We start from the raw sequence: 18,647 nt of genomic DNA, 5'->3' as shown, positions 1-18,647 counted from the left end.
ATTATTTCTTGTTTAAGATTACACGAATTTTGTACACTGCAAACAGCACAAAGAGAATAATCACTACGATAGTGAATACCATGCAGAACTTCTGCCATGGGGTAAGCCTTCTTTCTACTTCTATCGTCTGCACTGATTTTTGAATGATTGTACTGTCTTTTCCTGGAATGAATACCGTATCTGAAGGTACCTTGAAGTCTGTCATCAGGTTGCCCATGGAATCAAGTTTGAACCGTAGGCGTGCGTTTTCGGACTGTGCCATGTCTAACCAGGAAAGGACGACGCGACCGTTCGAGTCGCATTCCAGCAAGGCCCGGATGGATGCGGAATCAGCCGGGCGGAATACCGGCACCAGTTTGTCATGCACGATGATCTGTGTGTGACTGTCTGAAGTAAGGTGCTTCCCGGATTTACATCCGAGAAACACCGAACCACACACAAAGAAGAAAAAAAGTATGATTAAAGCTCTCATAACAATGCCCATCCTTTTTCTACATCTGCCATTACAGCCGGAACTCCATTCTCTACCTGAGAAATGGCAGCTGCAAAGGCACACATGGTCGTTTTGTCCTCCACGTTCGGGACGTAGGTTGTTGGTACCTGCATCTCCTGGCATACGCGTGAAATGTAGCCTGATGTGTTGTTCTCGGTTCTGGGTGCCCATCGGCTGATGAAGTCTGCAATCGTCTGGCATCCGTATTTCCGGCGGTAGTTCTGCAGCAGCTTGATTAATGCCCGGTAACCATGTGCTATGTCTTCGAATTCTTCGAAGGTGTTGTCTTGTTTTTTAGATGCAGGAATCTCTCCCTGCCAGTCTGTCGCATCTGAGTTGCGGATGTTGCCTGGGTTGTTATTGCGCAGGCCTCGTGGTTGTGTTGTCATAAAAACTTGCTTTTATAGTTAATAATCATTGGGCGGTTGTCTTTTACCGCATCCTCTTACGTCACACCTTTTTACAATCAGCTTTTGATTCTCTAACTCCAATGTTGTATTTTTCTCCATGAGCTCACGAATTCGTAGGCGGTCTTCATTCTTTTCCGCATAAAGCTGGTCTATCTTTTTGTCCTGCTCTTGTACTTTAGCTTCTTTTTTTTCATAAAGTTCTTTCCATTCTGCAGCATAACTGGTAATGTTGTCCGTTTCGGCTTTACGAGCAATTGCTTCTTCCTTTTGAGCTGTTGCTTCCTCTTTTCTACGCCGTGCGTCGTGAAACATGAATACTCCTATTAGTGGGAGGAAAATTGAAGAAAGGATACTACTGATTGTATTGACGATATCATTTAAAAACTCCATACAGGAAAATAATCAGAACCGCAATTACAGGAAGAAGTACTCCGGCCAAAATGTCTAGCCAGTCCCATTCTCCACCAATGCTTTTTTGAATATATTCTACTGCACACATAGCTACAAATACGCATATTGTACCAGTCAATGTAGCTTGTAGGATAGTCATGGTGGTAAGAAGAAGGACTGAGCCAATCCAGATGATAAAAATAATGATACCTGCTTTGAGGTGTTTTGGGCGGTTACTAATCTTCAGCCACTCAAACAGATTGGATAAATTTGTCATACTTTTGATTGTTTGTTACTCAAAAGTATGAAGTCATGGAGTAGGGTAAAAAGACATAGTGAAGTAGAATATGGGTAGAAATAACTAGCTAGTAGCCTTGTTTCTACTTATATTCTACCGCATCTTAAATACACAACATAATACCTTGATCTTATGGAATTGCGCAAGTTCCGGCAGAACTTAGGACTTCCGGACTGACCGTCAGCTTCCTGAACGAATCCGGAGATACAGAGAAATGGGAGTTCAGCGGAGGTTTCTGGGCGGTTGGTAGTTTTGAGCAGGTGGGGGCTGGAAAACTTACTGAATTAGGAGGTTCCGTATACCTGTCTTCAAAAAACGGCTACGGAAATTTCATCAGGGAGTTGTACATTGTAAATCACAATGAAAATATCACCGATTTTCTTATAAGAGGCATAAAAAGGAACTATAACGGGGGGTGGCAATTTACAATCCGTGCAACGATGGAAGAATCTGAAATATTAATCTTCAGTTACTCTTTCAACGAAGAAGATAAGGAAAAAGATACATTCGTTTATAGAAGGCATTTTGAAGGCGATTTATTAGTTGCAGAAGTATATATCATGCTGAACTGGTCTGCCATCGCCAGTGGAACCAATGACAACATATCTTATACTCTTTCAGACGCCGCATTTGACCTGAACGCATCCCCTGTTGTGCAGAGCGAGTTAAGGAAGCAGGACAAGCTCGTTAGCGGTACCAACATAAAGACGATCAACGGACAGGACCTTTTAGGCGAAGGAAACATTGAAATTCAGGACAAGCTCGTTAGCGGTACCAACATAAAGACGGTCAACGGACAGGACCTTTTAGGCGAAGGAAACATTGAAATTCAGGCTGGCGGTGAGACCGTTACAAACATAACAAATGTAAATAATGTCTTTAACAGCTACAGCATCGGCAGTGCAACCGTCGGTAACTCATCGGTCGAAAAGAGAACCCTGTTCGGTTCTTCTGTAAATGTAGAGGGGGCTGTGTCCAATGAGCTGCCAAAGATTTCAATCTTCTCCAAGCCGCAGATAGAAGAGTCTGGGACTGACAACCTCATAACCTTCCCGACCTCCTTTAATCTGACAATTGGCGGCGAAGGCAAGGCCATAACGAATGAAAATCCAATCAGAAGCATAAGATTCACTTCTGATAAGAACACGGAGGTAAGCGACTTCACATATTCAGATGACGAAGGTGCGTTATATATCTCTGACAGTGTAGAGATATATAACGGCAAGTATTACTACATACAGAGAGTTGAAGAGAAAGTCTGGCATACCGGAGAGGAAGAGCCGGAAATATACCTGTCGAACAAGGTTGCCGGACTTGTAGACGGGGCGACAATCTATATTCCCAAGGACGCTGAAAGCGTGATGGAATTGGGCGATATTTCCGTATCAGCAGACAATGGGAATGTCATAACAACTGACAACTCCGCATATCTGTATTTGCAGATAGAGGAGCTTGTGCCCAAGCAGATTATAGATAACCCGTTGATTTTAACAAAGATGTCTGAACTGACCGACAAAGACGGAATTACGGTCAAGGGAAGGAATGTGGCATTCGATGAGGATGAGGATATATTGTACATCTGCGCCTATTCGGGAACGCTCTACAAGGTGGATGTAAGCGATGTCAGACACCCGTCTGTTGTCGGGAATCTGACCGTCAACGAAACCCCTGGTCATGTATGTACGGGGTGTGCTGTGACCAATGACTATCTGTATGCGGTTGACAGGAATGAGGGGCAGACAACAAGTCCGAGCTATCTTACTGTCATAAGGAAGTCAGACTTCACAATTGTCAATCAGATAAATGTCTGTGATGAAGAAACGTGGTACTTGCAGAACGGCAACTATGCGTGGGGACAGTCGCCTTGTATGTGTGCAATAGACAAGAGAGGTTACCTGTTCGTCCCAGAAAACCAAAACTTCTGGGACATATATGATATAAAAACAGACCCGGAAAACCCAAAGCTGGCATTCAGGCAGACGTATGATACAAGACCGATGGATATAGACTACAGGGAATATCAGAGCGTGGACTTCCTGAATGTCGGTGACAAGTATTATGCCTTCTTTGCCGGATGGACTTCCGGTGTGTCAATCTGGGATGTTACCGATGTGTCTTCTCCGTCTTTGATTGGGCAAATCACTCTTATTCCGTGGAACAAGAGGGCGCAAACCATGGACGTTTTGGTCGAATACCCTTACCTGTATATACCGTGCGGAGCAGCACTTGCATATAGATTCATGCACCATCCATTGAATCGGAGTGTTGTAAGGTTTGACATATCGGATTTGGCAAAATATTCCGGGGAAATAGACTATCTTCATAACCCGGAGCTATTTACCATCGCCAGTATTCCTTATGACAAGTTCTACCCAAGCATCACAAGAGAAGGTGACCCTGCCCCTACCAGAATAACCAAGTGCGGAGATTTCATCGCCGTCAATTATGCAGAGGCCGGTACTGCCATATTCCGATTGATAAACGACGTTCCCGTATTCCAGTCGTGTTATCAGCTGGCAGGAAAAGGAAACACAGTGCAACCAGTTTATGCGACAAAAGATGGAAGGTTTTTTCAAGTAAACATCTATGGGAGCAGCAACGGTATGCAGATATATGGATTGGGTAATGTGAATTATTAGACGATAAACAAGGTCACTTCTTCGGGCTTCGATGTTCCTATGCAAGCAGCAGAAGACGGCAGTACAACTTTGGGGCAATACAAATGCTACCGAAGCTCTTCACCAATCAATAGCGGAAACATAGTAGTATAACCCTGTAACTTTAAATAAACCCCGCTACCTGTTTTGTCTGGTAGCGGTGTTGTACTATTATATAAACTTACCGAGTTATTCTACTAATCTTCAATCAAATTCTTACGCATTACCTATTTCCACCATCTATAAGAGCCTACTTTAATTTGTATGTATTGGCTCTGTAGCAGGTTCTGTGCTTGCTGTATTGCGCCTGAAAAAGCATCTTGGCACCCTTGTATACATGTCCTGAAATGTCTGAATCTTCATTGAAGTTCCACAGCCCCCACATTCCATTATAGCTGTACGCAATGCTCAGTATGCCTTCATCATACATGGTCGCTCCGCATTGTTCCTTGGAATACATCTGAGGAAGAACGTATATCTTATAGTCAACGACTTTTTTGTTTTCCCAATCGATAGACATCTGGACAACTCTTGATACTGTACGTTCCTTATATTTGGCATTTGAACTTAAACTCTCATTGTAGTAGTTGTAGTTTCCTCCTTGGGGGTTGTTGCCGTGATTGTTTCTTCTGTTCTCCGAATTGAAGGCATTGGGAACGTATGAGTTTCCGGTCCAATAGTTGTTGTCAAAGATTGTGTATGTGGGATATTCTTTACTGCCGATCTCCTTCATGCCCCAGTACTTCACGTCATGCGGGTGGAAAAACTGCCATTCCTCCCATTCGTCCGAAGAGACCTCTGTAAGGCCTGAAGGAATGTCCGTAAAGGAAAAGCCTTCACCCAGCACGCGCTTAGCATCTATGTAGGCCGAATTATGCCTTCCTCCGACACGGCCGATCACAGCCTCGCTGTAGTCCTTAGTCGCAGAACCTAATGTATATGTCCCGTCGCCGTTATCCACACGCCGGATCTTTATCCAAGTGTCCCAGTTCCTCATGTTCAGAATCAGATTGCCGTCGTAGTCAAGGCCTATCGTGTTGGGATGGCTGTCTACGGCATCTCCCATTTCTCCGAATGCGTCTGTACACAGCTGCGGATAGTCGGTTACGGCAAACCAGCCCACAGATTTCCATTCTCCGTTCCGCTTCACAATTTCCTGTATTGTAGCTCCTCTTATATTCTTCATGCCGGCACCGCCTATATTGACATTGGCATTCATGCTGTTCAGCAATATCAGGTGAGTGTCAGATATGTAGATAAAGTCATGCGAGTCAATACCTGAGGCATTGCCTGTCATTCCTATGTTCTTGTCTATGATGCTAAAGTTCTCATCGAATATGGTAATGTACTTGCTTCCTGTTCCGGCAACGTCTTCATTGGTGGCGACAACATAACGCTCCTTGTTCTCCGGTGTATAGAAGTGTTCGAAGTTATCGTATTCGCTGGTCAGAGATGGAACTATAGGCTTGACCCTGACCGGTCCATTCTGATTCATGTCAATGAGAAAGTCCTTGGTCATTATATTGAACCTGTCAAAGAAACCGTTGAATGAACCTTCTACTTTGATTTCATCCCAATTAGACGGCAGCTCACTGGGAGGTATTACATCCGGATCCACTTCCCGAATCTGAAGGGAATGGTTTCCGTCAATGTACAATTCCCAGTATGTGCCGTCCGGGGCGGACAAGTATGCTACATCTTTGGCCAGATTCCTCTTTTCAACCCTCAATGAAGGGACGGTTATGTAATCTCCACGCTCTTCTCCGGTGAATGCGTGCTTTCCCCTGCATATGACCACGCTTCCGTCCTTAGCTCCTGCAACCTGTACGGCTATCCTTATATAGCGCACCCATGACATTTCTCGAGGTATCTGGAAGGAATTTCCCAATGTTGCCCCTCCTTCCCCTGTCAGTCTTTGGCCGTTCTTGTCTTCTGAATCTGTTACAACGATCATCCCGGTAGCCGTGCCTGTTCTCGTGAACCATTCTCCCGCAGCCGCGTCTATGCGGTTGGAAAGCTCATAGCCTTCATTCGGGGGGCTGAACGAATTTACCCCGTCATAGAAAGTCTTCTCCGTCCCGTCAGGATCAAGAAGGTTTTCTGTATTATGGTCTACAACACCTTCGATATTGTTTATGCTGCCTGTAAAACCGGACAATTCGTCCAGATTCCGTTCCACTTCCATATTAAATTCTTCCTGTGTCATATTCCTGTAAGACACAGACCGTGAACTGACTGCGGGTTTGGGGATAAGTTCGTAATCACCATTATATTCGAATGGCATATTTTCATTACCTGTCTTTAGCCAACTCCATTTAGCTGTCTTTGCATTTTTAGGAATGTCAAGTTCGGCATCAATGTAATATGCACTGTTATTTTCTCCATATCCGCTTATATAAACATCTTCGTTGTCGTAAAATGCTATACCTACATTAGTGGTTGGAGATACACCTATTTTACATTTTATTTTTCTATAATCTAAAACATTTGCAGAGAATGATTTCCAAGTAGTAGAACTAATCAATTCACCTGATTCGTATTTCACAACGTAGTTATCTATAAGATTAGCTGTACCATTAATATTTTCGGAATTAAGGCCTTCTAAAACTTTGGAAACATTATCATTAAACTCTGTTAGCGTTTTTTCTTTATACAAAACTAAATCACTTGATAATGAAGGTATAGGGATAAGTTCATATTCTCCGTCATATTTAAATGGTTCATCTCCGTTGTCCAGCCAGCTCCATTTTGCTGTCTTGGCGTTTTCCGGGATGACAAGCATGACTTTTTCATACCCTCTATTCTCCAGCTTATAATATCCGCTAATATACGCATCCTCCCCGTCATAGAACGCAAGACCGATGTTAGAATCTGAGGCGGAGAAACCGACAGTGCATTTGATCTTTCCGTAGCCGGATACGTCAGCGGAAAAATATTTCCAGGCGGCTGATGAAATGACCTCGCCGGTAGAGGCGTTGATGGCTGTGTCAAGTATCGTTTCTGCAGTTCCCTTTTTCCCCAATATCTTGTCGGCATTATCATTGTTTCCCAATTTTTTCTCTAACTCAGTAAGTTTCCCAGCCCCTACCTGCTCAAAACTACCAGCCGCCCAGGAACCTCCGCCGAACTCCCATTTCTCAGTATCACCGTCTGAATTAAGGAAGCTAACAGTGAGCCCAGAAGACCTAAGTTCTGCCGGAACTTGCGCAATCGCACTTGAGAGGTCGTATTTGTTTGAACTGGATATACCGGAAGTCGGATGATTTATTGATACGTTATACTCACTTGTTCGGTTGTTGATTGTTGTCTTGTCGTAGTAATCCTGCTCGAGCTTGTTTATGTGTTCCAGCATTGCCGTGCCTACACGGGTGGCTGTGTTCTGTTTGTTTGTTTTTTCGTCGCGAATCTGGATGGCCAGTTGCTTTAATTCTTCGAATGTTTTTGTTGCCATAATTCTGAGTTTTTTACGAAGTAAACTTACCGAGTTAGATTTCAAAAAGACATTGTTTTATTTACGTTTGTGCGTTCCGTATAAACGTGATTTGAGAGTAGTGCTGCGTTTGTGGTTTGCTTCCTCAATTTTATCGACAAGCAAACCGCAGAACTCTTCGCCGTACATGTAGGCCATCTGTTCCTTCAGTACCATGATGGATGCAAAGTAGGGGCGGGAAAACCATTCTCGAGGTTTACGCGGATTGCCGGATGTATAGTATCCACCGGGCTTAGGGCCAACTTTGCGAGGTACATTTAACCCGTGTTCCTCACGATAAACCGGGTTTAATATCTCTAAGTCACCGCCGTTACCTTTGGTATATCCGTTGCCGACACCCATGTCCTGGTATATGCCGTACTCCAGAAACTTGTGCTGGATGGTGGATACCGAGTCGGTGGCAGATATGACGTTATCGCGTATCTGCTGGTGAAGCGAGTAAGTATTAATGACGTGCAGCCTCTCAATCTTTTCACGCCAGATATTCACCATCATTTCTGCCCAGGCTTCCTGATATTTTCTGCGGTCTTCATCGGTGGCTGCCGGCCTGTTAGTGTCTGTATTAGCCATTCCACTCGTCCTCCTTATAACATAAATCCGTAGGTTCGGTCAGTTCGACCATAAAGTACAGGCCGGTGCATCCGGAAATAAAGTATTCACCCAGTTCACGGGTGTAGATGCGGGATACATTCAGGAAGGATAAATCCAGGTCTTCGTAGATGTATTTGTCACGGATCATGCGGGAATGGAACTGTCGAAAGAGTTGCCGGCAGATGTCCAGCTTTGCCGCACGCTCGGTCATGTCGTCGTAGCGGTAACGAATCAGGAGGAATACTGTGAAGGTGCGCTTTTTGAACCAGCCGCCTCCGATTTGTTCGGTAGCTGCGTCGTTGGTATCGTCGACGCAGACGAAAGCAGATTGTTTCCGGAAATTGTCGAGTACATCCTGGAGTGAATTGATACCGCTGCAGGAACATGGAAAGAATGAGTTGGCTTTGGCCAGCTTGTTCTTTTCGGTCAGTTCTTTAAAGTAGGCATGGCCGTCAAAGAATTTACTTGTGTCCATTTTGTTTTGATTTTAGTATTTGAATATCGTGTGCTTTGGCGTCCAGTTCGGTCAGGGCCCGCCAGCAGTCCATCTGCAGGACTTCCTTTTCTTTTGTCACGTCACCACCGGTCAGTGCCCGGATCTGGGCGTTCATCGCGCCCATCAGGTCGGGCAGTTCCGGCTGATCAACGTCGGTCCTCTGGTGGAACGGCTGGAAGAAATGGGGAAAAAGGGAAGCGAAGTACAGTTTGATGCTTCCCCACCAGAGGAATACGGAAACCAGTTCGTATTCCTTGATGCGGGAAAAGGCGGCTTTCAGTGAACCTCTGACACCCGGCTTCTTTTTGTAAAGGAAACCATATAGGGCTTTGAGTTGGGAAACGTCCTGCGAATACAGGTAGCCCTGGTAGTGGTTTTCACAACAAAGGTAATCTTCGAAGCTCAGGCCGTGTAGCAGTGCATCGATGGCATACCGACCGCCTATCCTGTCCAGCCGGACGGGATAAGCGTTGGGCTCGGAGATGAAATCAATCTGCCGGAGGAAACTGCGCACCTGCCAGTCCTGAAGGATGAACCTCAGTTTCTTGTGCCAGTTCAAGCGGAAGGTGCAAAGCCATCCTTCTTTCACTCGCTTCCGGACACGGATTCCGGTGAAGCGCATGAAGACGTAAGTCTTAGCCTTGACCGGAGAAAACAGGGTGATGACCAGGAATACGTACCGAAGCTGTTCCTGGTTGAGCTGCTGCCAGGAAGTGGGGAACTGGAAGTCGAGTATTCTACCCCCAAAAGTATGTGGAATCATTCTTTTCATTCTGGTAAGTCTGGAAATGTTTGACTTTGTAGGCCTCGGAGTCCTTGTAGCTGGTGAATACCTCTACTTTGGATTCCGCGTAGTTCTCGATGCGTTCCAGCATGCTCTTTGCTGCCGACCAGTTCTTTGCGATGCAGAAGCCGATGAACTTGCACATGTAGTCGGCCATGGCAGACTCTTCTTTGGTGAACGCATTGTGCCGGGCCTGTTCGAGGATGTGGTCGAAGAACTCGGCCGACACGTGCTGCCGTATCTTTTCTTCTGCCTGGTACATCTTTGTCCGGAACTCGAGCAGCTTGGAACGGTGTACGTCTGCTGAAGGAAAATCAACGTACATTTTCAGTTGTTTGGCTGTATACATCAGGTTCGGGATGTTGATACGGGCCTGTGCCGTATCTGCCCAGCTGGTACCGACCAGCAGCTCCAGGCATCGGTCGTAGGTATCTTCGGCTGCGTTGGTGACTTGCTGCAGCAGGTTCTTCACTCTGTCGGCCGAAGCTGGGGCCAGATTCTGGTTAGACACCACACCGAAGCCGGTGGGAGTCAGTACCAGGTCGAGTTGTGGTATCTGCTCCTGATAGGTACGCAGACAAACCAGTTTTGTGACCGCCTGCTCGAGTCCGGGAACAGTATCTAATTTGTCTGCCATATCACCCAGCAGCACACAGTTGATGCTTTGAAGCGTGTCATCCAGGTGAGGAGCAATCATATCATAGACCTCTGCCGTGGAATTGGTGGCAGAGGAACAAATCTTCTCGAAAATCTCTTGTGAAAATGTGATAGCCATATTGATTCGTTTTAGGATTTGTTTTCAAGGTCTGAAGCTGTCTTTTGTTTGGCATCGGTGTTCTGGTCAAGGGTGGTGAGCAGCACCATGGGCACATCCGGATACACCTTCTCACTCCATCCGTTGTACTCGATGACGATGTTATGCGGGATGTTCATCAGGTCGTGGAAAGGAATCTCCAGTGCCTGCTTGAGCGTGAACAGCTCGCGCTTGTCTGAACCGGAGTTGTTATTCTGTCCCTTGCCTGGTGTGGCACCTACCAGGTTGGGATGGATGTTGTCACCGTAGCAGGTGATATTGCTGGCTTCCTGAATGTCTTCGCTCCAGTCGCCGCCTTCCTTGCCGGTCTCTACCACATTGATGCGTACCATCCGGACTTCACGGCCATTCGGGTCGATGTAGTATCCGGTAATCCAAACCTTGCCGCTGTTTTCGATTCCGGAAACAAAGTTCTTGATGTTTTCCTTTTCCTTTTTGATACGCTCCATCTTTTTCAGCGGGTCGGTAATATGCTCTTCCGCACAGATGTTACTCCAGTAGTCCTTGTGTACTTCGACCTGGTATTTTACGCTGGCATGGTTGCGGAGCTTCGCTTTCTTGCCTTTCCCAATCAGTCGCTTGATGTCGTACCAGTCTCCCCGGAAAATGCTGGTGTAGTAGGGGATGGGGTAATACTGGAAGCCGGGTGTGGGGAAGCGTACAAGGATAGCGAATTTACGGTCTTCAGTACGGACTCTTGTTTCGCCATCGCGCCCAGGTTCACGCCCCATGAGCACCATCAGGTCGCCCAGTGGGTCGCGCGGATCCAGCAGACGGATGACTTCGTAGTCTTCCGGACGGAGGGAAGCGTTTTCGCGGAAATTGGCATAAATCACGTGATTGATTTTGCCCCTTCTAGCCTGTTGAAAACGGCAGTAGCAGGCCTCTTTGTGAATGAGCCGGTTGATTCTTTTGCCGTCCCTGGAAAGAATGATGACCGACACACAGAAAAAGAAATACTTCATGTCTGTAGCCTGCTCGAGCTGGAATAGCGGCAGGCTGTTGTGAATCAGCCAGCGCTTGATTTCGGGATGGGTTGTCGGCTGTCTGGTGTCTACGTCCATGTACTTCAGTCCGGCACCGTAACAGGTGATGACGTTGAACAGCTTGTTCTGGCTCATCACTTCGTCGATGCCTATCATCTTGATGATATTAAACGGAAGCTGGTTGTCTTCACCGAAATTGACATACGCCATGCCTTTCCGTCCGGGAACAGGCGTAGTCTTCACATTTGCATCTTCATCGAATACCAGGCTGCTGTCTTCTACGGAAGCCATTTCGGTGGCCACGTTGGAAACCTCGATGTCGAATATCTCACCAGGCATAAAGTCGCCGTCGTATTGCAGGATTGTCTTGTCCATATTAGAGGTAAATTGTCATGTTGTTAATTTCGAAAAGGGATATGTCACGGAAAGAACGGATTAGGCCGGATGCCGGAAGGCGGACCCGGTGAAGTCCCTGGCGCCAGTGGGAGCCAACGCACACCGCGCCTCGGTATTCCAGAATGTCGCCTGTGCTGAGCTTCCACAGCTTCAGGTTGCAGGGCTGCCCGGACTCGAGCAACCTCAATGCGTCTTTGATATGTATTACGTTCATAGGCTTTAGTTATATGTGTCATCGAATGAGTCGTCGAAGATGTCCGGAAGCAGACGGAGCCGCTGCTGGCACCGGGATGCGAAGATGTAAGAGACAGTGAAAGCAAACAGACCATCGTCTTCATCGCTCCGGCTGGTATTGCTTTCGGTGATGGTTATCGGGATGTCGCCGGATTCATCCATCAGCCAGACTTCGGTCGCCCTTGCCACATCGTCGGCCAGGGCGAACATAGATTCAGGGATGTAGCCTGTATTAAGTGTGTGTTTGCGCTGCTCGTCTACATGATAAGTCTTGTATTGGCCGGCGAAATAAGCGGCACTCCGGGACAGTTCCGGCTCGACCGTGTCTCCACCCACGAAGTAGAATGTCTCGACAGCTCCGAACGAGTTCCGGAACTTCAGTCCGATGGATTCCGGTTCGTCCTGGTCCACGCGGAAGGTCTGCTTCCGGGCTCCGGCCAGGATGGTGTACCGCAACAGTTTGTAGCCGGACTGGGTGAATCGGGAAGGGGATACATCAATGGAACGGATGCCATAGTCGGCTACGTTGCCCAAGGAACGGGTGGACTTGAGCAGTTGGTTCTGGTCGTTTACGAAGATACATTCTGCCGTCACTGGGATGGTTGTGCCGCCGGAAGACAGTTTCCCGGTCGTCAGGTACAGCGTTTCCGTGCGGCCAAAGGAAGTGATTTTGTCACGTCCGGTCAAGGTCGTCAGAAAGTAGTTCGCTACAAAATCCTCAGCACTGCAGGGGACGATGGGACGGCATAACAGTACCGTGAAATTTGTGGAATTATCCCACAGACTATCCGCTATCATTTCGTATGTGAAATTTGTGAGCGGCTCATTGATTAAATAAGATTCGAGCAGAGAGAACAGATCCAATATCCGGATGATATTTTGGGAGTCTGGTGTATATGATTCTTGCAAAATTACAGAATCATTTTTCTTCAAAATGAATGTAACCTCTTCATCTGCATTGATTACGATTTCATTAAGTTGAGAAGAAAGCGCAAATTCCGGTATATTTTGAGTGACAGAAACCATGATTCTTTGTTTTTCTCAAAGATACCCGGCTTCGGAAAGTGGTAAAAAGACAAAAGGCGCAGCGCCCTCACGGCGCCACGCCTTCACTCTATCAATGTAGAAAAAATGTAATCATCTAAAAACTCGCAGTCTATCTGCGCAGCATCATCCATGCCGGCCGGCCATCGGGCCCGATGGTGAGCTTGTATTTCAGTTCCACCATCGTGGCCGCAATCTGGTTGATGCTGATGTCGGCCATTTCAGACAGTTCGTCCTGAATCTGCTGGGATGTTTTGTATATCACATTCTCGCTTTCCTGTTCCACCGGGAGATATTCCTGGAAATAGCGGATAAGGATATATTTGTCGAATTTGATTTTATCGGTTGCCATGATCTGCCTCCTTTCTGTCATTTAAAGCGCGTTGGATAAGTTTGCTTAGTTGCTCCATTTCGGGGCGGGTGCAGCATAGTTTTTCACTCCCATACATGAGGATGCTGTATTGTTCGAACAGTACCGTTTCCTCTTCGTATGCCTGGTATTTATCGACACGGAATATAGGTTGCTGTGAAGAGTCGGTCATCGCAAACCTCCTTTCTTGCAAAGTAAGATGGAACAGGCAAACCAGCAGAGGCAGGCAATGGCGGCCAGCCAATGGGTGAATACGGAGCCAGTTAGGATACTGAAGGAAGCCAGTGCCTGAGAAATAAGCACAGCTTGGCGGTTGGAAACTTTCTCTTCCATGATGGAGGAGAACAATACATTTTCACGGTTAAGCCATAACGATATACGGCTTTGTTTTGCCTGGTTTGCAGGCAGGGCAATTTGATTTTTCATTTTTGTAGGACATTTAAAATGAAACAATATGTTGGTTAATTACGGGAAAGGAAACAAAAAAGGTTCCGCTTTCCCGTTGTCCTACACCTTGAGAAAGGCAGTGGGCGCATTAACGCTCCACACGGGGGTCGGAACCAAAAGTTTATATAGCCAAAGCTAAGGGCATAAAAAATGCCCGCAGCAAAGTTATTTGGCGAGCCATCTCGCCTTTCTCAAAATGTAGGACATTGCAAATGTATGTTTTTGTTTTGGAATAGCAAAAGAAAAAGCAGAAACTTTTTTATGGTTTCCGCTTTTTATAGAGCCTTTCAGTCATGTTTTCAGTACTTCCTAAGGAGTACTTCAGTACTGCCATGGAAGTACTGGAGTACTTTCAGGGAAGTACAGCGGTACTGGTTAAGGAGTACTGAGTGTGATTAATTTTTCTTGTTATTCATAAATAGCAAAGCGTATCAATGAAATTAAAGATAGCCTAAAGTCTTATTGCTCTTGTTTCAGTTTCTCTAATCTCTTTTCATATTTTAGTTTGTTTGATTCTGAAAGTTTATTTTTTAGAGCATATTCAAGCATCCTTGTTTCATTTGATTTGTCATTTAACTTCCGATAGCATTGGATGATTCTGTCAGTTAAGTTTAAAACAAACTTATCTTTATTGAAGTAAAAAAGATAAAGGTCAAGTGCTTCTTTATATTTTCCTTCCTTTTGGAGAGAATATGCTTTGTCCAGTTCTCCTTTTTCATTCTGTTTGTTGATGTAATATTCTACAGATTTTAGCCGTGATTCATATTCAGGAATGTATTCTTCTTTGCCTTCGTCTTTACATACTGCAATAATCTGCTGTATCAATTCTTTTTCTTTATCATAGGCTTTCATTTTACGATAGCAAAAGCAAGCCTGGTGTAAAGAATACAGTCCAGATTCATTTGCAGCGCATGACAAAAATATCTCAACGGCTTTTTCAGGCTCACTATATTTTAATTTTTCAGCAAGCTCCAAATCGGGGTTGGTTTCATGGGCAAGACTACGCTCGGTAGTAATCTTGACAGTTACTCCATTGCCTATGTATTGCCCTTCTTTAGATGTCATCTTCTGAACTTTTAAGTCATCATCCGGAACACGTGCATCAAAAGGCAGAAAAGCGTTGGCATATATAAATGGTACATCGTCATTAGTTACTTTAGATACGATACATTTATATATTTTGTCCTTATATGCAAAGAAGCACATGGAATACTTTTTTTCTACATAACCAATATGATGCCCATCGGAAGTTAATACCATCATTGCAAATGAGTCATAATCATTATATGCTTCATGAATTAAAGTAAGTTCATCACCTACTCGAACATTTCTTGCTGCATTAATATCGGCTTGAGAGCGATAGGATGTACCCTTCACTGCAAAATTCACTTTTTTTGCAGTGGAAGGTATTTCTTTAGCTTTTTGCGTATTAGATGCATGATTTAATTGTGTTCTGTTATTGTCATAATTTGAAGTATTGCTACTTATCGTTCCATTGGATTTGTTATTTGAAGAGTCGTTCGATTTTTTCAAATAAGCGATAAATATAAATCCAGCTAAAAATATTATAAGGATAAATCCAATCATACTTGTTTTTATTTTATCTGTAAGATCTGTTTATATTTGAGATATACAGGTCTAAGTTTTGCTATTTCTGGAAAATTCTCTGTTTGAAATCTTTCACTGATTTTATTTTAATGCCTTCGAAAAATCTTGCATGTCTATTCTTAATGAGATTCTCTATATGCATGTTTTCAAAGATGTTATATTCTTTGTATAATTTTTCCGCATTTGGAAACAATAGCATATTATAGTATATCATGACTAATTCATATGATGATAGGCTGGCTTGAGCAAAAGAAAAATAATGGTGAATCTTATCGTTAATTGTCTGGACCTCCTTCTCATAATCTTTGGATTGACTATTTAATTGAGATAAAAGTTTCTGTTTATAATCATCTATGTATTTGATTATATTATAAAAATGTCGACAATAATGCCCTAAACAATATTCATAACGATGATAGAATAGCCAATATGCATAGGCACAAATTTGCCTTTCATTACCAGATTCATGAATAGTCTTAAAGGTTTTCTCATTTGAACCATAAAGTGTACCTAAACATTCATAATATGCATAATATTTAATAGTATCCCATAATTCTTCATTAATAATAATATCATTAAACTTATCGTAAAAAGAACCTATTTGATTTTCAATATCTTCATTTATACCATGAATAGAAGTTCCTTTATACTCATGGGATGCTACAAAGTTGTATATAGCTTGATATTCTGTTCTAGCAATATTGAAGAAGTTAATACCATAAACTTCATATTGACTAACAGATAAAGAAAATGCTTTAAACTCAATTTTGGGGAATTGAGCTTTTATATTGTCCCTTATATTTTCTTGAGCCTTTAATAGATTAAAGAATGTACCTTCAAATAGTTGTTGATCCAAGAGTCTCTGGCTAGTTGCCATCTCCTCTCTTTGGCTTTTTAGTTCTTGCTGTTGTAATTTTAAAGCACTAAAATACAAGAATACTCCGGCTAAAGCCCAAACAGAGCCAATAACTCCACCAATGAAATCGCCAACCTGTCCGGTTTGAGCCATTTCCTCAGGAGTTAAACAGCCACCGACGTTATAGGTCTTGTTTATAAGTAATAAGAATCCTCCCCAAATGAGCAATCCTATTCCAACACAGATATAAGCAATGGAGAGTATAGGATTGTGTTTAATCCAATTTATTAATCTCCGCATATTATTAATGCATTATAAAAATTATAGCTATAAATTTTTATTCTTGAAAATGTGTAGCAACTCGTCCGATGTTAAAAATACCGATAACTAAATCTTTTAAAATGAAGACAGAAAAAAACAGTAGGTAATCCGATAAAAAAAGAGCACTATAATTGACGAAATCAGCGTATATAAAATCAAATTTTAGTTGGTGAATTAATGATCCGCCAATAAAGAAAAGGATTCCTATAAAAGAAGCAAAAATACTTGTGGCGAAATCAGAGTTGAGTTCATCCAGTAATTCTTTTCCTCCATTTTGATTTGCTATTGTTTTTCCTGTATTTGAGCAGAACATAGATAGTAATATGGCATAAGCCGCTATAAGTAATGAAAGCATAACAGGGACAATGGTTAGTCCGATATTTAGAGTCTTACCTAAAAGGGTGTAAGATTCAATATCACAGATTATGCTTAAAGCCATTACAATAGCAGAGAATATGACCGGATATATAGAATCTCTTAAAAAGTCTTTCAGCGTATAAAGCTGAAAGACAGCTGTCCATCCAAAGAAACTATTTTTATTGCTCATGCTCTGTTGGTTCGTTACCAAATCTGTTTATTAGTTCATTATAAGTTGCAGTATATATATCATCTCCAGCGTTATTCACTTGCATATTTAAAGGATAACGTTCTGTATTGATAGTTGTAACTTTTCCACCTGCTTGCTCACGGATACGAGCCTTAATATATCCATTACTTTCAGACATATTAGCAGCGGCTTCTATTAATCCGTCTGATGGAGCTTCCAGTGGTTGGTCTTTTGTTCCTTTTATGTTCATTTTAAACTGAGTCGGATTCATTTCTCTAATCTTTTGATCAAACACAGCCTGAAAATTCTGGGATGGATCCCGATTAGAGTAGGTGAAATCTGCTTCAATTGAATAAATGGCATAAGAAGAAAAAATACGTTGTATAACGTCTTTATCTTTTACAATGGTTACATCAAAACTATTGGCTCCCATTGTCTTATCCAATGCTTCCTGGAAGTATTTTAGCACATTTTTCAAAGAAATTTTACTGCTCTTTGGCATTGCAAAGCGATGAATCTTAGGAACGAAAATAAGCTCTATTTCAGATTCATTGGCAACAATGTCAGGATCTAAATACAAAGATACATTTTCTTTACTTCTTCTATTATAAAATTTGTCAGAATCTAATATGTCGTATGCACTTAATTTTACAAGAATGGATCGGGTGTACCCTTCTTTTTCTATATATGAGCCTTGAGACATTGATTTAATACTCATGTGTCGATTACCTCTTAGTTGAATCAAGGGGTCTTGTTCTTTCAAGCATTCAAAAGCATGGATATAGGTTTGTGGGGTTTGGATGCCGCGTGATTTGATATTGATAACATTCCAAATAGTTTGTCTTTTTGCTGTTTTTATTTTGCCCATAACTATAATTTTTATTATTATTTTAATAGTCACAAACTTACAAAATATTCAGAATCAGACAAAGAAATGGATAAAAAAAGGAGCCTACAAAGAGGCTCCTTCTATCTCTCAGTCAAAGCAAAGTGTTGAATTAAACAGTGACCGACATTAAATCTTTTGCTAGATTATGTAACCCTCTGGCTATTTTTTCAGCCTGTTGAGGGCGTGGCTTGCTTCTGCCTGCTGCATAATGTGCAAGCTGCTTTTGGTTTATTCCAGTAATAGTTTGTAGAGCAGAAAAAGAGAAAATACCCTGATAATAAAGTAATAGGCTTTGCACGTCAAATTTGTACACAAGCTCATATTCTCCATCAAAGACCGCAGGATATTCATCTCCGTCCTTTTTGGCGCAATCTACATAAAAGCGGATGCTGTCGACAACCTCTTTTTTAAAGTTGTCAAAATCACCAGTAGTAGCTACAATCCACCCAGGGAGCAATTCACATGCACCACTATATCCGTTTTCAGTACGTGCGGTTTCGATAACAACTTTATCCATATAATATTG

The 18,647-nt window shown here is 43.2% G+C and carries 21 protein-coding genes; 1 reads left to right on the top strand and 20 read right to left on the bottom strand.

Going from position 1 to position 18,647, the window contains the following annotated elements; genetic code table 11:
• Window position 1: 1 nt before the first annotated feature.
• From QUW60_RS02190 to QUW60_RS02175, 4 genes are read right to left on the bottom strand one after another with little or no spacing between them, the layout of a single operon-like run.
• Window positions 2-472 carry a hypothetical protein gene (locus QUW60_RS02190; protein ID WP_289558280.1) on the bottom strand — a complete coding sequence of 157 codons (471 nt, stop codon included), beginning with the start codon at window positions 470-472 and terminating at the stop codon, window positions 2-4.
• Window positions 469-882, bottom strand: a complete 414-nt coding sequence (locus QUW60_RS02185; protein ID WP_289558279.1) for a structural protein P5 — start codon at window positions 880-882, stop codon at window positions 469-471. Before QUW60_RS02185 ends, QUW60_RS02190 begins: the two co-directional genes overlap by 4 nt.
• Window positions 883-900: 18 nt before the next feature.
• The gene (locus QUW60_RS02180; protein WP_195204745.1) at window positions 901-1,293 is read right to left on the bottom strand and encodes a hypothetical protein; all 393 of its coding nucleotides are present in this window, start codon (window positions 1,291-1,293) and stop codon (window positions 901-903) included.
• Window positions 1,277-1,570, bottom strand: coding sequence for a hypothetical protein (locus QUW60_RS02175; RefSeq protein WP_289558278.1), 294 nt, complete (start codon window positions 1,568-1,570; stop codon window positions 1,277-1,279). The genes QUW60_RS02180 and QUW60_RS02175 overlap by 17 nt, the downstream gene beginning before the upstream one ends.
• Window positions 1,571-2,031: 461 nt before the next feature.
• Here QUW60_RS02175 and QUW60_RS02170 point away from each other — a divergent pair, with 461 nt between their 5' ends.
• The gene (locus tag QUW60_RS02170) at window positions 2,032-4,230 is read left to right on the top strand and encodes an LVIVD repeat-containing protein (RefSeq protein ID WP_289558277.1); all 2,199 of its coding nucleotides are present in this window, start codon (window positions 2,032-2,034) and stop codon (window positions 4,228-4,230) included.
• A 268-nt stretch (window positions 4,231-4,498) separates the two neighbouring features.
• On the opposite strand, the gene QUW60_RS02165 is transcribed toward QUW60_RS02170, so the two are convergent.
• From QUW60_RS02165 to QUW60_RS02090, 16 genes are all read right to left on the bottom strand, one after another.
• On the bottom strand, window positions 4,499-7,699 hold the full coding sequence (locus QUW60_RS02165; RefSeq protein ID WP_289558276.1) for a hypothetical protein: 3,201 nt from the start codon (window positions 7,697-7,699) through the stop codon (window positions 4,499-4,501).
• Between the two features lie 57 nt (window positions 7,700-7,756).
• A complete protein-coding gene (locus QUW60_RS02160; protein WP_270665126.1) occupies window positions 7,757-8,308 on the bottom strand; it encodes a hypothetical protein in 552 nt (183 codons plus the stop codon).
• Window positions 8,301-8,804, bottom strand: coding sequence for a hypothetical protein (locus QUW60_RS02155; RefSeq protein WP_258362779.1), 504 nt, complete (start codon window positions 8,802-8,804; stop codon window positions 8,301-8,303). Before QUW60_RS02155 ends, QUW60_RS02160 begins: the two co-directional genes overlap by 8 nt.
• Window positions 8,791-9,588 carry a hypothetical protein gene (locus QUW60_RS02150; RefSeq protein WP_289558275.1) on the bottom strand — a complete coding sequence of 266 codons (798 nt, stop codon included), beginning with the start codon at window positions 9,586-9,588 and terminating at the stop codon, window positions 8,791-8,793. Before QUW60_RS02150 ends, QUW60_RS02155 begins: the two co-directional genes overlap by 14 nt.
• Window positions 9,563-10,384, bottom strand: coding sequence for a DUF6712 family protein (locus tag QUW60_RS02145; RefSeq protein WP_087251681.1), 822 nt, complete (start codon window positions 10,382-10,384; stop codon window positions 9,563-9,565). Before QUW60_RS02145 ends, QUW60_RS02150 begins: the two co-directional genes overlap by 26 nt.
• Window positions 10,385-10,395: 11 nt before the next feature.
• Window positions 10,396-11,784: a hypothetical protein gene (locus QUW60_RS02140; protein ID WP_289558274.1), complete on the bottom strand. Its 1,389-nt coding sequence runs from the start codon at window positions 11,782-11,784 to the stop codon at window positions 10,396-10,398.
• A 1-nt stretch (window position 11,785) separates the two neighbouring features.
• Entirely contained in the window at window positions 11,786-12,019 is a 234-nt protein-coding gene (locus QUW60_RS02135; protein WP_289558273.1) for a maintenance system killer protein, read from the bottom strand.
• 5 nt (window positions 12,020-12,024) lie between these two features.
• Window positions 12,025-12,948, bottom strand: coding sequence for a hypothetical protein (locus QUW60_RS02130; protein ID WP_289558272.1), 924 nt, complete (start codon window positions 12,946-12,948; stop codon window positions 12,025-12,027).
• 247 nt (window positions 12,949-13,195) lie between these two features.
• The gene (locus QUW60_RS02125) at window positions 13,196-13,435 is read right to left on the bottom strand and encodes a hypothetical protein (RefSeq protein WP_289558271.1); all 240 of its coding nucleotides are present in this window, start codon (window positions 13,433-13,435) and stop codon (window positions 13,196-13,198) included.
• On the bottom strand, window positions 13,422-13,625 hold the full coding sequence (locus QUW60_RS02120; RefSeq protein WP_289558270.1) for a hypothetical protein: 204 nt from the start codon (window positions 13,623-13,625) through the stop codon (window positions 13,422-13,424). The genes QUW60_RS02125 and QUW60_RS02120 overlap by 14 nt, the downstream gene beginning before the upstream one ends.
• The gene (locus tag QUW60_RS02115) at window positions 13,622-13,879 is read right to left on the bottom strand and encodes a hypothetical protein (protein WP_289558269.1); all 258 of its coding nucleotides are present in this window, start codon (window positions 13,877-13,879) and stop codon (window positions 13,622-13,624) included. The genes QUW60_RS02120 and QUW60_RS02115 overlap by 4 nt, the downstream gene beginning before the upstream one ends.
• 480 nt (window positions 13,880-14,359) lie before the next feature.
• Window positions 14,360-15,487 (bottom strand): HIRAN domain-containing protein, encoded by a 1,128-nt coding sequence (locus QUW60_RS02110; RefSeq protein WP_191764730.1) that lies wholly within the window; start codon window positions 15,485-15,487, stop codon window positions 14,360-14,362.
• A gap of 61 nt (window positions 15,488-15,548) precedes the next feature.
• The gene (locus QUW60_RS02105) at window positions 15,549-16,664 is read right to left on the bottom strand and encodes a putative phage abortive infection protein (protein ID WP_289558268.1); all 1,116 of its coding nucleotides are present in this window, start codon (window positions 16,662-16,664) and stop codon (window positions 15,549-15,551) included.
• 37 nt (window positions 16,665-16,701) lie between these two features.
• Window positions 16,702-17,232 (bottom strand): hypothetical protein, encoded by a 531-nt coding sequence (locus QUW60_RS02100; protein WP_289558267.1) that lies wholly within the window; start codon window positions 17,230-17,232, stop codon window positions 16,702-16,704.
• Window positions 17,222-18,100, bottom strand: coding sequence for a DUF4747 family protein (locus QUW60_RS02095; RefSeq protein WP_289558266.1), 879 nt, complete (start codon window positions 18,098-18,100; stop codon window positions 17,222-17,224). Before QUW60_RS02095 ends, QUW60_RS02100 begins: the two co-directional genes overlap by 11 nt.
• 130 nt (window positions 18,101-18,230) lie before the next feature.
• On the bottom strand, window positions 18,231-18,638 hold the full coding sequence (locus QUW60_RS02090; RefSeq protein WP_289558265.1) for a hypothetical protein: 408 nt from the start codon (window positions 18,636-18,638) through the stop codon (window positions 18,231-18,233).
• Between the last annotated feature and the right edge of the window lie 9 nt (window positions 18,639-18,647).

Origin of the sequence: Bacteroides gallinaceum (assembly GCF_030373775.1) — a bacterium.
Classification (GTDB): Bacteria; Bacteroidota; Bacteroidia; order Bacteroidales; family Bacteroidaceae; genus Phocaeicola; species Phocaeicola excrementipullorum.
This window is presented reverse-complemented; position numbering and strand designations above follow the sequence as displayed.

Coding starts and splice junctions, on each gene's coding strand:
- QUW60_RS02145 (WP_087251681.1), bottom strand. CDS start 10,384: ATGGCTATCACATTTTCACAAGAGATTTTCGAGAAGATTTGTTCCTCT.
- QUW60_RS02140 (WP_289558274.1), bottom strand. CDS start 11,784: ATGGACAAGACAATCCTGCAATACGACGGCGACTTTATGCCTGGTGAG.
- QUW60_RS02190 (WP_289558280.1), bottom strand. CDS start 472: ATGAGAGCTTTAATCATACTTTTTTTCTTCTTTGTGTGTGGTTCGGTG.
- QUW60_RS02185 (WP_289558279.1), bottom strand. CDS start 882: ATGACAACACAACCACGAGGCCTGCGCAATAACAACCCAGGCAACATC.
- QUW60_RS02170 (WP_289558277.1), top strand. CDS start 2,032: ATGGAAGAATCTGAAATATTAATCTTCAGTTACTCTTTCAACGAAGAA.
- QUW60_RS02165 (WP_289558276.1), bottom strand. CDS start 7,699: ATGGCAACAAAAACATTCGAAGAATTAAAGCAACTGGCCATCCAGATT.
- QUW60_RS02180 (WP_195204745.1), bottom strand. CDS start 1,293: ATGGAGTTTTTAAATGATATCGTCAATACAATCAGTAGTATCCTTTCT.
- QUW60_RS02175 (WP_289558278.1), bottom strand. CDS start 1,570: ATGACAAATTTATCCAATCTGTTTGAGTGGCTGAAGATTAGTAACCGC.
- QUW60_RS02100 (WP_289558267.1), bottom strand. CDS start 17,232: ATGAGCAATAAAAATAGTTTCTTTGGATGGACAGCTGTCTTTCAGCTT.
- QUW60_RS02135 (WP_289558273.1), bottom strand. CDS start 12,019: ATGAACGTAATACATATCAAAGACGCATTGAGGTTGCTCGAGTCCGGG.
- QUW60_RS02160 (WP_270665126.1), bottom strand. CDS start 8,308: ATGGCTAATACAGACACTAACAGGCCGGCAGCCACCGATGAAGACCGC.
- QUW60_RS02155 (WP_258362779.1), bottom strand. CDS start 8,804: ATGGACACAAGTAAATTCTTTGACGGCCATGCCTACTTTAAAGAACTG.
- QUW60_RS02095 (WP_289558266.1), bottom strand. CDS start 18,100: ATGGGCAAAATAAAAACAGCAAAAAGACAAACTATTTGGAATGTTATC.
- QUW60_RS02115 (WP_289558269.1), bottom strand. CDS start 13,879: ATGAAAAATCAAATTGCCCTGCCTGCAAACCAGGCAAAACAAAGCCGT.
- QUW60_RS02110 (WP_191764730.1), bottom strand. CDS start 15,487: ATGATTGGATTTATCCTTATAATATTTTTAGCTGGATTTATATTTATC.
- QUW60_RS02090 (WP_289558265.1), bottom strand. CDS start 18,638: ATGGATAAAGTTGTTATCGAAACCGCACGTACTGAAAACGGATATAGT.
- QUW60_RS02150 (WP_289558275.1), bottom strand. CDS start 9,588: ATGATTCCACATACTTTTGGGGGTAGAATACTCGACTTCCAGTTCCCC.
- QUW60_RS02105 (WP_289558268.1), bottom strand. CDS start 16,664: ATGCGGAGATTAATAAATTGGATTAAACACAATCCTATACTCTCCATT.
- QUW60_RS02125 (WP_289558271.1), bottom strand. CDS start 13,435: ATGGCAACCGATAAAATCAAATTCGACAAATATATCCTTATCCGCTAT.
- QUW60_RS02120 (WP_289558270.1), bottom strand. CDS start 13,625: ATGACCGACTCTTCACAGCAACCTATATTCCGTGTCGATAAATACCAG.